We start from the raw sequence: 12941 nt of genomic DNA, 5'->3' as shown, positions 1-12941 counted from the left end.
GCCTCTCTTCGAATTCAAACCAAATTCCGCAACCAGAGGATCGGGTCGTTCGAAGACCTCACTTAACCCAAGAATGCGGGAGTAATTTCGGACAAGCCGGATGGCTTTCCTTAACCGTGGGCGGGCATATACCGCTAAAGCGTACGCCCGTCAACGCGCAAATGGCGGAAAACGCCGATATTCCGAATCCTTAGCGATTCCGGAAAGCGGGTTTGCGCTTTTCAACGAAGGCCGCCATGCCCTCCTTCTGATCCGCTGTTGCAAAGAGCGACTGAAAGGATCGCCTTTCATATCTCAGCCCTTCCGAAAGAGGAACCTCGAAGGAGCGATTGACGCTTTCCTTGGCCATGAGAACGGAAGCGCGAGACAGCGAGGCGATGCGCGTGGCGGCATCCACCGCCTCATCCATGAGATTTGCCGCGGGGACGATCCGCGAAACGAGGCCGGCGCGCTCTGCCTCGGCCGCATCCATCATGCGGCCGGTCAGAACCAGATCCATCGCCTTCGCCTTGCCCACCGCCCGCGTCAGCCGCTGCGAGCCGCCCATGCCGGGAATGACGCCAAGCGTGATTTCCGGCTGGCCGAATTTCGCGGTGTCCGAAGCGATGATGAAATCGCACATCATTGCCAGCTCACACCCGCCGCCCAGCGCAAAGCCGGAGACTGCGGCAATGACCGGCTTGCGGGTCGATGCGACCTCGTCCCAGCCGCCGAGAAAGTCGCCGACATAGGCATCGACAAAATCCAGCCCCTGCATTTCTTTGATGTCCGCGCCGGCGGCAAATGCCTTTTCCGACCCCGTTATAATGATCGCGCCGATGGAATCGTCAGCAGAGAACGAGGAGAGAATGTGCCGAAGTTCCTTCAGAAGCACCGAATTGAGGGCGTTGAGCGCCTTGGGCCGGTTTAGCGTGATCACGCCCACCTCGTCGCGCTTCTCGACCAGTATCGTTTCATAATCCACGGCAGTCTCCCTCGCCATTATTCCGCCTCAGCTACTTCTGGCAGGCCGCGCAATAAAAGGTCGAACGACCGGCCTGCACTATCCTTTCAACCGTACCCCCGCAGCCGGGTGTACGGCAAGGCTGGCCTTCCTGATCGTAGACTGAAAAGGAATGCTGGAAATAGCCGAGCGTTCCGTCCGTCTGTATATGGTCGCGCAGGGAAGAGCCGCCGGCGGCGATTGCGTCCGCGATCACGTCCCGGATCTTCTCCGTGAGATTGATGAGCTGCGGCTTCGGCTCTCCGGTTTTGGTCACCAGCGTTCCCGCCGCCCGCAAAGGCGAGAGATGGGCACGCCACAGCGCCTCACAGACATAGATATTGCCAAGGCCCGCAATGACCTTCTGGTCCAGCAGCGTGCTTTTTAACGGCTGGCTTTTACCCTGGAACCGGCTCGCGAGATAATCCGCGCTCAGCGCGTTGCCGGTCGGTTCCGGTCCCAACTCCGCAAAAGCGGGGTAGAGGTCGAGCTTGTTGCGCTCCACCAGATGCATGAAGCCGAAGCGGCGCGGGTCATTATAGATGACGCAGATGCGCTCTTCGCCCTTATCCAGATGAAAGACGACATGATCGTGCTTGCCGTCCTTCGAGCGGGCATAATGAAACGCGCCGGGCGCGTTCCTATTTCCCGCCTCATCCGCCGCCGCCTCGATACGGAACGAGCCGGACATTCCAAGATGGGCAACGATCGTCAGCCCGTCTTCCAGCTCTATCAAGAGATACTTCGCCCTGCGCCCGAGCGATATGATCGTCCTGCCCTCGATCAGGCCCGCGAAGTCCTCCGGGAACGGAAAGCGCAGATCGGGACGGCCAAGATGGAGCTTGCGGATTCTTGCCCCTTCCATGGTGGGCGCGAGGCCGCGTCTAACGGTTTCGACTTCTGGCAATTCTGGCATCTGGCTTATCCGGCAGTTTATCGTTAGGACCATGTGGTCTATACAATGCACGCGAAATGTCGCGCCCAGGCGATGCGGCAACAGATAGCGTCGCCATGGCGTTTCCGCTATGGTCCGCCACGCAATTAATATGGAGACAGACGATGACCGACGCCCGTACCACTGCCCAAGGCGGCATGGAAACGTCCTATGGCTTTCACAAAGTGGACGAAGGCAAAAAGCAGGGGCTGGTCAACGATGTCTTCCACAAGGTGGCCAAGCGCTACGACATTATGAACGACGTGATGTCGGCCGGCCTGCACCGGCTGTGGAAGGACGCCATGGTGTCCTCGCTTTCACCGCGCAAGGATGCCTCTTATAAGGTGCTTGACGTAGCTGGTGGCACCGGCGATATCGCCTTCCGCATCGTGGAAGCCTCCAACCGTCTGGCGCATGCCACCGTTCTCGATATCAACGGCTCGATGCTTGCCGTTGGCGAGGAGCGCGCGGCAAAACGAAAGCTCTCCGACAATCTGACCTTCGTTGAAGCCAATGCCGAGGAGCTGCCCTTCGAGGCGAATACCTTCGACGCCTATACGGTCGCCTTCGGCATTCGCAACGTACCGCGCATCGACGTTGCGCTGAAAGAAGCCTACCGCGTGCTGAAACGTGGCGGGCGACTGCTGGTGCTGGAATTTTCCGAGGTGGAAATGCCGCTACTCGACCGCGTCTATGATGCATGGTCGTTCAACGCCATTCCGCAATTCGGCAAGATGATCACCGGGGATGCCGAGCCCTATCAATATCTGGTCGAGTCTATCCGCAAATTCCCCAATCAGGAGGATTTCGCAACGATGATCCGTACCGCCGGCTTTTCGCGCGTGACCTATACCAATTACACCGGCGGTATCGCCGCCCTGCATTCCGGCTGGAAGCTTTAAGACCATGCCCGGCAAAAGCAGGAGACAAGCATAAGCATGAGCACTTTGGGCGCATATTTCCGCCTCGCAAGGGTTGGCTGGGTTCTCGTGCGCGAAGGCGTCGTGCTGGCCTTGCCATCCGATGACCTTCCTGCCTCCGCGCAAGTGATGAAGGCATTGCTGAAGCCATTCGCCCGCAGCAAGGCCAAGCGGGCGCAGCGTAGCGACCGGCTGGCGGTAGCTGTCGAGCGGCTTGGCCCGTCCTATGTGAAGATGGGACAGTTTCTGGCCACAAGGCCGGATGTGGTCGGCGCCGACTTCGCCGACGATCTTGCGAGCCTGCAGGACCGCATGGCATTTTTCCCCGCAGCCGCGGCCAAGGCCAATATTGAAGGTTCGCTCGGGCGGTCTGTTTCGGAACTCTACAGGGAATTTGGCGATCCGATCGCCGCCGCTTCCATCGCCCAGGTTCACCCGGCGATAGTGGATACGCCGAAAGGGCCGCGCAAGGTCGCCGTCAAGGTCATTCGCCCCGGCGTTCGCCAGCGCTTCCAGAACGATCTGGAGGCGATGTATCTGATCGCCGACCTGCAACAGCGTTTCGTCCGCTCTGCCCGCCGCCTGCGGCCGGTGGAAGTCACTCGCACGCTGGAACAGACAACCAAGATCGAGATGGATCTGCGGCTTGAGGCCGCCGCCCTTTCCGAACTTGCCGAAAATACCAAAGAAGACCCCGGATTCCGCGTTCCGGAGGTAGATTGGGAACGCACCGGCCGCGATGTCGTCACCATGGAATGGATCGACGGCGTCAAGATGTCGGATATTGAGGGGCTGAAGGCTGCCGGTCACGATCTGAACAAGCTGGCTGATACCCTCATCCAGTCCTTCCTGCGGCACACGTTGCGCGACGGCTTTTTCCATGCCGACATGCACCCCGGCAATCTCTTTGTCGATCCGCAGGGCATGATCGTAGCCGTGGATATGGGCATTGCCGGGCGGCTGGGCAAAAAAGAACGCAGGTTCCTTGCCGAAATCCTCTACGGCTTCATCACCCGCGATTACATGCGCGTCGCGGAGGTGCATTTCGAAGCCGGTTATGTGCCGGGCCATCACGATAAAGCCAGCTTTGCGCAGGCGATCCGCGCCATCGGCGAACCGATCCACGGCCAGCCGGCCGAGACGATCTCCATGGGCAAGTTGCTGACGCTGCTGTTCGAAGTTACCGAGCTCTTCGACATGGAAACGCGCCCGGAACTGGTGATGCTGCAAAAGACCATGGTGGTGGTGGAAGGCGTATCCCGCATGCTCAATCCGCGTTTCAACATGTGGAAAGCGGCCGATCCGGTCGTCAGCGGCTGGATAAGGGACAATCTTGGCCCGAAACGCATTGTCACCGATCTGAAGGACGGCGTGAAGGCGGCTCTCAAGCTTGCGGAAGCGGCCCCCGAGATCGCTGCCAAGACGGAGAAGCTGCATTCCGACCTGGTGTATATGAGCGAGAACGGCCTGCGTTTCGACGCCCAGACCGCGGAAGCGATCGGCAAGGCGGAAGCGCGCCACACCAGATGGGGCCGGGCGGCGCTCTGGGTGATTGCGCTCACGCTTCTCTATATCGCGATCAGGATCAGCTAAACGATATTCAAACTCGGCGCTCACGCCGGTGCGGCACACTTTCGAACCGAAAATCGCCGGTCTTCCAGTTCGATAGATGCGTACCATGCTGCTGCAACATATCGAGGATAATGACCTGATCTTGGTTGAAAGTTAAATGATTGCCGGACGGGAATTGAGATTGATGGCAAAAAATGAAGCCGTAAAACGGGTCCTTACCTATTGCTCGTGGCCCATGGTGTTTTTTCTCGGTCTTACCGGGGCTTATTTCGCTTTTTCGAGTGAGCATCCGATCACCACATTCCTCGCCGTCTACGCGGGCGCGGTGGCCAGCCTGTTTCTTCTTGAGCGTTACATTCCCTATGAGACGGAATGGCTTCAGTCTGATGGTGAAACCGTCAACAATATCGCCCACACGCTCTTGACCAAGGGGCTTGTTCAGCTTGCTGCCACGGCAGCGGTGCTCTTTCCAATGCTGACCGCAATTTTTCTGCAACCTTTGGCGGCCATGAAATTCGACCTGTGGCCTTCTCAGTTGCCGATGGTTGTTCAGGTCACGCTCGCCCTGATGATCGCTGAATTCGGTCTCTACTGGGCGCACCGTATCGCCCATGAAACGGTGTTCTTCTGGCGTTTTCACGCGCTTCATCACAGCGTTGTCCGCCTTTGGGTCGTCAATACGGGCCGTTTTCATGTGGCCGACTCGCTGTTCAAGATCGCGCTCAGCCAGATTCCGCTTTATCTCATGGGCGCGCCGTTGCAGGTGTTTTGGTGGCTCGCGGCTGTGACCGCCTTCATCGGCATTCTGACCCATTGCAATGTGGATATGAAAACCGGGCCGCTGGACTACGTGTTCAGCACGCCCCGGCTGCACCGTTGGCACCACTCCAAAGAGCTGCCTGAGGGAAATACCAATTATGGCGAGAACCTTGTCATTTTCGACCAGTTGTTCGGCAGCTATTTCAATCCCGATCGCCCTTCCTCGACCAACATCGGCATCAAGGGAGAAATCGCAAAGGGCTTTCTGCCACAGCTTTTTCAGCCTTTCACTAAAGAAGGGGTTCGCCAGATCATCGGGCGAAACACGAAAGAAAATTGAAGGGATTGGCGACAATGCCGCCGTCAGGCCGGGAGAATTCCCAGTTCGACCCGCAGCTTCTTCGTCAGCCCTGCAGCAACGAGTTCATAGGAGCGGCGGACATAGTGTTCCAGCTCCTCTTGCTCCAGCGGTGAATGATCGGAGATCGATATCCATTTGCGCTTGGCGAAATAAGGTGCCTGATGGATACCTTCCAGCGAGGTGAGGATTTCGTAGCTTTCCTCCGAACATTTCACCACAAGCCGCCAGTCGTCACGCTCACCCAAAACGGAAAAGACCTTGTCTCCGACCTTGGCAACGTGGGAATCCCACTGATCGACGAAACGGACGCCCGGCCATTCTCCGAGCAACCTGTCGAATGTCTTGCGATCGAAAAGGCTCATGCGAGTTTCTCCGCGATAAGGGCCGCCAGACGTTTGGCGACTTCGGCCTTGTCCATATCAGGCCAGGCCTCAATACCCTCATTCGAAATGATCTTCACGCTGTTGCGGTCTCCGCCCATGATGCCGGTTTCCGCCGACACATCATTGGCAACGATATAATCGGCGCCCTTGCGCTCCAGTTTGGCTCGGCCGTTTTTCTCGACATCCTGCGTCTCGGCGGCGAAACCCACCACCAGCTTCGGGCGCTTTTCGTGGTGGCCGACGGTTTTGAGAATATCGGGGTTTTCTATAAGTTGCAGCGCAGGTGGGGCATCGCCCGGCTGCTTTTTGATCTTCTGCTCCGAAGAACCCGCCACCCGCCAGTCGGCGACAGCGGCGACCATGACGGCGATATCCACCGGCAGTCTTGAAATCACCGCATCGCGCATCTCCTCGGCACGCTCGACATGGACCGTTGCAACGCCCGCCGGATCGGCAATCGTGACGGGACCCGAGACCAGCGTTACCTCCGCACCCAATTCCGCAAGCGCAGCTGCGATGGCATGGCCCTGCTTGCCGGAGGAGCGGTTGGCGATGTAACGCACCGGATCGATCGGCTCATGGGTGGGGCCGGAGGTAACGATCGCCGTTCTGCCTTTTAAAGGCTTCGGACCGCCATCCAGCAAAGCCTCGACGCCTTGGACGATCTGCAAAGGCTCCGCCATACGACCAAGACCGGCCTCGCCCTTTTCCGCCATTTCGCCTGCCATAGGGCCGATGAAAAACACGCCGTCTTTTTTCAGGGTTTCGACATTGCGCGCCGTTGGCTTTGCCGACCACATTTTCGGGTTCATGGCAGGTGCGATCAGCACCTTCCGATCGGTCGCCAGAAGGATCGTGGACGCAAGATCATCAGCCAGACCATTCGCCATCTTCGCCATCAGATCAGCGGTGGCGGGCGCGACCAGCACGAGGTCGCATTCGCGTGCGAGCCGGATATGCCCGACATCCTGCTCGTCCTGCCTCGAAAAAAGCTCGGTGAAGACGTGGGTGGCGGACAGTGCGCCAACAGCAAGCGGAGTGACGAATTCCTGTGCGCCCTTCGTCATGACTGGCGCCACCTTGGCGCCGCGCTCTTTCAGACGGCGGATGAGGTCGAGGCTCTTATAGGCCGCGATGCCGCCGGAGATGATGAGGAGAATATGTTTGCCTGAAAGCGTCATGATGCCGGACCAGTTTCCTGTTTAACCGGGAAACTAAGCCCTTGGCATTCAAAGTGCAATCCGGCTGATATCACGCCGCCTTGGCAACGTGATATTCCTTGATCGCGACCATCTTGATCGCCGGAAACCGCTCGGATTCATACCGCAGCGAGAAGGCATCCTGCGCCAGAAACACCGGATCGCCATCCAGATCGCGAGCGATATCGCCGCGTTTGACGTTGAGGAACTTGTCCATTTCCGCCGGCTGATCGGACGAGATCCAGCGGCAGACGGAAAAGCGAGACATTTCAAACGAGACCGGCAGGCCATATTCGCCCATCAGCCGTTCCTTCAACACATCGAGCTGCAGCGCGCCGACAACGCCGACGATGGCGGGCGAGCCATCTTCTGGCGAAAAGAGCTGCACGACGCCTTCTTCCGCCATCTGCTGCAAAGCTTCCTTCAGCTTCTTCGCCTTCATCGCGTCTTCCAAGCGCACGCGGCGCAGGATTTCCGGCGAGAAGTTCGGCACGCCCTGGAATACGAGATTTTCACCTTCGGTCAGCGTATCACCGATGCGCAGCGTGCCGTGGTTGGGAATGCCGACCACATCGCCCGCAAAGGCCGTATCGGCCAGCTGGCGCTGTGACGCGAAGAAGAATTGCGGTGCGGTCAGCCCCATGAGCTTGCCGGTGCGCGACAGCCGCGCCTTCATGCCGCGCTCCAGCTTGCCGGAGCAGATGCGGGCAAACGCGATGCGGTCGCGATGGTTGGGATCCATATTGGCCTGAATCTTGAACACGAAGGCCGTCATCTTGTCTTCCGCCGCATGCACGGTGCGGGTATCCGCCACCTGATCGCGCGGCGGCGGGGCGAAATCACCCAGCGCATTGATGAGGTCGCGCACACCGAAATTGCGCAGCGCCGAACCGAAGAATACCGGCGTCATGTGACCTTCCAGGAACGCCTGACGGTCAAAGGGGCGGCAGGCTTCCAGAGCCAGTTCCGTTTCCTCGATAAAGACCTTGCGCTCATTTTCCGGCAGACGATCGGCGACAGCCTGAGGGCCGTTGACCGAAAGGCCATCCACCTGCGTGTCGTTGCCACGAAAAGTGTTTTCAGCAAGATTGTAAGCGCCACAGAAGCTCTTCGCCCGGCCGACCGGCCAGGTGATCGGCGCGGTATCGAGCGCCAGCTTTTCCTCGACCTCATCCAGAATCTCGAAGGGATCGCGGCTTTCGCGGTCCATCTTGTTGATGAAGGTGATGATCGGAATATCGCGCATGCGGCAAACTTCGAAAAGCTTCAGCGTGCGCGGCTCGATACCCTTGGCGGCATCGATGACCATGATCGCCGCATCCACCGCCGTCAGCGTGCGGTAGGTGTCATCGGCAAAGTCTTCGTGGCCGGGCGTATCGAGGATGTTGAAGACGCGGTCGTTATATTCGAAGGTCATGACCGAAGTGACGACCGAAATGCCGCGCTCGCGCTCGATCTTCATCCAGTCCGAACGGGTCTGGATGCGATCCTTCTTCGCCTTCACCTCACCGGCAAGCTGGATCGCTCCGCCGAACAGCAGCAGTTTTTCCGTAAGCGTGGTCTTACCCGCGTCCGGGTGCGCAATAATAGCAAAGGTGCGGCGGCGGGAGACCGCCTCGGCAAGTGTTTCGGCCATCTGACAAATCCTGTGGAATTGCGGGGTATCTAGCGTTTCAGGCCCGCATTTGCAATTGACCTTGCCGCGATCTCGGCAAACTAATGCCGCATGACCGTTCAAAATGATAATCGACCCCTCCTCCGGCTTGTGCGTCTCGCCAATGGCGCAGACCTCGAATTGCCTTCCTATGAAACCCGTGGCGCCGCCGGAATGGACCTGCGCGCCGCAGTGCCGGCCGATGAACCGCTGACTTTGCAGCCGGGCGAACGGGCGCTGGTGCCGACCGGTTTCGTCTTCGAGGTTCCGCAAGGCTATGAGGCGCAAATCCGTCCGCGCTCCGGCCTCGCCATCAAGAACGGCATCACCTGCCTCAATTCCCCCGGCACGGTGGACAGCGACTATCGCGGCGAAGTGAAGGTCATTCTCGCCAATCTGGGGCAGGCCGATTTTGTCATCGAGCGCGGCATGCGCATCGCACAGATGGTGATTGCACCAGTTACGCAGGTGGCAGTCAGCGAAGTGACCGAAACATCCGAGACGGCACGCGGTGCCGGTGGTTTCGGCTCCACGGGGCTTTGACCAGCCCCCTTTATGGGCGATTGTTTTCACCCCTGATTTTCGCTATTGATCTGGCGGATTTTCGGGGAAAATGACCATGACGCTGACGACCCTTATTGCCTATGCCACCGCACTCTTCATCGCCGCTGCCATCCCTGGCCCCGGCATGACGGCGATCGTGGCGCGGGCGCTTGGATCGGGGTTTCGGGAAACCTTCTTCATGGGCCTCGGGCTGGTGCTGGGCGACATGATCTACCTGACCGGCGTGATCCTCGGCCTCGCCTTCGTGGCGCAGACTTTTCAGGAGGCCTTCATGGTCCTGAAGTTTGCCGGCGCAGCCTATCTTCTCTATATCGCATGGAAGCTCTGGACCGCCGGCCTCTTGCCGCAGGACCTGAAGGCGAAAAAAAGCACCAGCATTCCCATGTCGTTTCTGTCCGGCCTGCTGATCACGCTGGGTAATCCAAAAACCATGCTGTTTTATGTGGCGCTGGTGCCGACGCTGATCGACATCCGCATGATCGGCCCATCGGAATATGCGACACTTCTGGCGCTGACCTTCGTCGTGTTGATGGCCGTTCTCCTGCCTTACATCCTGCTTGCTGCCAAGGCGCGCAACCTCCTGAAACGGCCAAGTGCGTTGACGATCCTCAACTGCACTGCGGCGGGAATTCTGGCGGGAACGGCGACCATGATCGCGATCCGCAGCACCTGAAACGATTTCGTGCATTTGCCTGATTTATCGTGAATTTTTTCCGGTAATCAGATGATATTAGGACGAACGTTCGCTGGCCTGACAAGACTATTGCTCCTATTCTGCCGCTGAAATCTTGCGGCCACACATCGTGTGGCCTTCATACAGGAGAGCATCATGCCCGAAGCCAGAAAGCCCGGACGCGGACGCGTCTATTCCTCCATCACCGAAACAATCGGCGATACGCCGATCGTGCGGCTGGACAAGCTGGCGAGGGAAAAGGGCGTGAAGGCCAATCTTCTCGCCAAGCTGGAGTTCTTCAACCCCATCGCCTCCGTGAAAGACCGCATTGGCGTTGCCATGATCGAAGCGCTGGAAGCCCAGGGCAAGATCACCCCCGGCAAAACGACGCTGGTTGAGCCGACCTCCGGCAACACGGGCATTGCGCTAGCCTTTGCCGCCGCCGCCAAGGGTTACAAGCTGATCTTGACCATGCCGGAAACGATGTCGGTCGAACGCCGGAAAATGCTCGCCTTGCTGGGCGCGGAACTGGTGTTGACCGAAGGCCCGAAGGGCATGAAGGGCGCCATCGCCAAGGCACAGGAACTGGCCGAAACCCTGCCAGACGCGATTATTCCCCAGCAGTTCGAAAACCCCGCAAACCCGGATATTCATCGCAAGACGACAGCGGAAGAAATCTGGAACGATACCGAGGGTGCTGTCGATATTTTTGTTTCGGGCATCGGCACGGGTGGCACTATCACCGGTACGGGCCAGGTGCTGAAATCCCGCAAGCCGGAGGTGAAGGTCATTGCCGTCGAGCCAGCCGACAGCCCAGTTCTTTCCGGTGGAAACCCCGGTCCGCACAAGATCCAGGGCATCGGCGCCGGTTTTGCACCCGCGATCCTCGACACTGGAATCTATGACGAAATCGTCACCGTGACTAATGACGACGCTTTTGAAATCGCCCGTCTGGTGGCGAAGCTGGAAGGCGTACCCGTCGGCATCTCCTCAGGCGCGGCACTCGCAGCGGCAATCAAGGTCGGCGCACGTGAGGAAAATGCCGGCAAGAATATCGTCGTCATCATTCCCTCCTTCGCGGAACGTTACCTTTCGACCGCCCTTTTCGAAGGGCTTGGGCTTTAAGCCATTCCGCTTCGGTCAGGCCGCAAACGCGCGCCTGACCGCAATGACCGATTGTGCCGCCGGCCATCCGCCAGCGGCACTATTGTTCTAGCCGGTAAAGGGCGAAGGAACGCCTCTTATGCCGCCGCCGTCAGTCTTTCACCGGCAATGCGGTATGAAATGGCTTCCGCCACATGTATACGTCCGACAGTTTGTTTGCCGTCCAAATCAGCCAATGTGCGGGCTACCTTGAGAATGCGATGATAACCGCGTGCGGAGAACTTCAACCGTTCGGCAGCATCGCGCAGCAATTGCAGCCCGGACACATCGGGCTCCGCATATTTTTCGATCAGCGTTGTCGTGCAGCGAGCGTTGGTGCGAATGCCTGAAAAGCCCGCCGCCGCATAACGCTCCTGCTGCGCAAGGCGGGCGCGAGCGACCCGGGCGGCCACCACCGAACTCGGTTCGGCAGTCATGGGACGGATGAGGTCAGTGGCGGAGACGGCGGGAACGTCGATGCGGATATCGATGCGATCCATCAGCGGGCCGGAAATGCGGGCCTGATAATCGGTCATGCAACGTGGCCCTCTGGCGCAGGTGAAACCCGGCTCCCCCGCTCTGCCGCACCTGCAGGGGTTCATCGCAGCGACAAGCTGGATTTCCGCCGGATAAGTGACGCGGTGATTGGCACGGGCAACGATGCATTCGCCCGTTTCCAGCGGCTGGCGCAGCGCATCCAACACCTGTGGCGCAAATTCCGGGAACTCATCGAGGAAAAGAACGCCGTGGTGGGCAAGTGAAGCCTCACCCGGCTTGGCACGCAGCCCTCCGCCGATCAGCGCGGCCATGGTGGCGGAATGGTGTGGCGTGCGAAACGGTCTGCGGTCCGACAGCTTGCCGCCGGACAATTGGCCGGCGATGGAATGGACCATGGACACTTCCAGCAATTCCGCAGCCTCGAGCGGTGGCAGAATTGAGGGCAAGCGCGCGGCGAGCATGGATTTGCCGGAGCCGGGCGGGCCAACCATCAGCAGATTATGGCCACCGGCAGCTGCCACCTCCAACGCGCGCCGGGCCGTCTCCTGCCCCTTGATATCGGCCAGATCCGGCAAATTGACCGGATTGGCGCGGATCGCGGGCATCGGGCGGGCGAGAAGCTGGGTGCCGCGAAAATGGTTGGCAAGCGCAATAAGGCTGCGTGGGGCGAGAATATCGATGCCAGCCCCGGCCCAGGCTGCTTCCGGCCCGCTATCAGCCGGGCAAATCAAACCCTTCCCGAGCGCATTGGCACCGATGGCCGCGGGCAGAGCGCCCGAAACCGTGCCGATGGTGCCATCGAGATTGAGTTCGCCGAGAACCACATATTGCCCGAGCGCTTCCGCCGGGATCGCTCCCAACGCGGCCATGAGACCCAAAGCGATCGGAAGATCGAAATGCGATCCTTCCTTGGGCAAATCCGCAGGCGCAAGATTGACCGTGACTTTTTTTGCCGGCAGCGCCAGACCGGAGGCATGGAGCGCGGCCTGCACCCGCTCCCGGCTTTCCGCCACCGCCTTGTCCGGCAGGCCGACGATCTGGATGCCGACCTTTCCGGGTGCGACCATCACCTGCACCTCGACCGGCACACCCTCTATTCCCTGAAATGCAACCGTATTGACCCGTGCCACCATGGCCTGCCCCCGCAAACCGGCCACAACATCAAAGCATTATGCCCCGATGGCGGCCACTCTCAAGTAACCTGCCACAGAGCAAAGAATAAAACAAGAACATTAAGCGAACAATTTCGCGCGAACAGTGTATTCCAGTTGTATAGAGTTGTGCACTCGGAACAAACGC

Annotated in this window: 12 protein-coding genes; 6 read left to right on the top strand and 6 right to left on the bottom strand. The window is 59.2% G+C overall.

The genetic code is table 11. From position 1 onward, the window contains the following. Positions 1-190: 190 nt before the first annotated feature. Positions 191-964 (bottom strand): enoyl-CoA hydratase, encoded by a 774-nt coding sequence (locus QE432_RS14710; protein WP_003514743.1) that lies wholly within the window; start codon positions 962-964, stop codon positions 191-193. Between the two features lie 31 nt (positions 965-995). Continuing rightward, the gene (mutM, locus tag QE432_RS14705; RefSeq protein WP_111782858.1) at positions 996-1898 is read right to left on the bottom strand and encodes a bifunctional DNA-formamidopyrimidine glycosylase/DNA-(apurinic or apyrimidinic site) lyase; all 903 of its coding nucleotides are present in this window, start codon (positions 1896-1898) and stop codon (positions 996-998) included. A 143-nt stretch (positions 1899-2041) separates the two neighbouring features. Between mutM and ubiE the strand changes: the two genes are divergently transcribed. From ubiE to QE432_RS14690, 3 genes are all read left to right on the top strand, one after another. Further along, positions 2042-2818 (top strand): bifunctional demethylmenaquinone methyltransferase/2-methoxy-6-polyprenyl-1,4-benzoquinol methylase UbiE, encoded by a 777-nt coding sequence (gene ubiE, locus QE432_RS14700; protein ID WP_080799684.1) that lies wholly within the window; start codon positions 2042-2044, stop codon positions 2816-2818. 36 nt (positions 2819-2854) lie between these two features. Beyond that, entirely contained in the window at positions 2855-4429 is a 1575-nt protein-coding gene (gene ubiB / locus QE432_RS14695; protein WP_003514736.1) for a 2-polyprenylphenol 6-hydroxylase, read from the top strand. Between the two features lie 163 nt (positions 4430-4592). Continuing rightward, positions 4593-5507, top strand: a complete 915-nt coding sequence (locus QE432_RS14690; RefSeq protein WP_013635359.1) for a sterol desaturase family protein — start codon at positions 4593-4595, stop codon at positions 5505-5507. Between the two features lie 23 nt (positions 5508-5530). Here the strand turns inward: QE432_RS14690 and QE432_RS14685 are convergent, their stop codons facing one another. The 3 genes from QE432_RS14685 to QE432_RS14675 form a co-directional block, all read right to left on the bottom strand. Beyond that, positions 5531-5890, bottom strand: a complete 360-nt coding sequence (locus tag QE432_RS14685) for an MmcQ/YjbR family DNA-binding protein (RefSeq protein WP_111804308.1) — start codon at positions 5888-5890, stop codon at positions 5531-5533. Then, positions 5887-7092: a bifunctional phosphopantothenoylcysteine decarboxylase/phosphopantothenate--cysteine ligase CoaBC gene (gene coaBC / locus QE432_RS14680; protein ID WP_111795046.1), complete on the bottom strand. Its 1206-nt coding sequence runs from the start codon at positions 7090-7092 to the stop codon at positions 5887-5889. Before coaBC ends, QE432_RS14685 begins: the two co-directional genes overlap by 4 nt. Before the next feature lie 70 nt (positions 7093-7162). Further along, positions 7163-8746 (bottom strand): peptide chain release factor 3, encoded by a 1584-nt coding sequence (locus tag QE432_RS14675; RefSeq protein ID WP_003514729.1) that lies wholly within the window; start codon positions 8744-8746, stop codon positions 7163-7165. Between the two features lie 90 nt (positions 8747-8836). Here QE432_RS14675 and dut point away from each other — a divergent pair, with 90 nt between their 5' ends. From dut to cysK, 3 genes are all read left to right on the top strand, one after another. After that, entirely contained in the window at positions 8837-9307 is a 471-nt protein-coding gene (dut, locus tag QE432_RS14670) for a dUTP diphosphatase (RefSeq protein WP_065688385.1), read from the top strand. Between the two features lie 76 nt (positions 9308-9383). Next, positions 9384-10001: a LysE family translocator gene (locus QE432_RS14665; protein WP_306624761.1), complete on the top strand. Its 618-nt coding sequence runs from the start codon at positions 9384-9386 to the stop codon at positions 9999-10001. 156 nt (positions 10002-10157) lie between these two features. Continuing rightward, positions 10158-11126, top strand: a complete 969-nt coding sequence (cysK, locus tag QE432_RS14660) for a cysteine synthase A (protein ID WP_003514725.1) — start codon at positions 10158-10160, stop codon at positions 11124-11126. Between the two features lie 116 nt (positions 11127-11242). Here the strand turns inward: cysK and QE432_RS14655 are convergent, their stop codons facing one another. Next, positions 11243-12775, bottom strand: a complete 1533-nt coding sequence (locus QE432_RS14655; RefSeq protein WP_306624759.1) for a YifB family Mg chelatase-like AAA ATPase — start codon at positions 12773-12775, stop codon at positions 11243-11245. Between the last annotated feature and the right edge of the window lie 166 nt (positions 12776-12941).

It is taken from the genome of Agrobacterium sp. SORGH_AS_0745, from assembly GCF_030818995.1.
Taxonomy (GTDB): Bacteria; Pseudomonadota; Alphaproteobacteria; order Rhizobiales; family Rhizobiaceae; genus Agrobacterium; species Agrobacterium tumefaciens.
The sequence above is the reverse complement of the archived record's forward strand: the minus strand, read 5'-3'. Positions and strand labels throughout refer to the sequence as shown.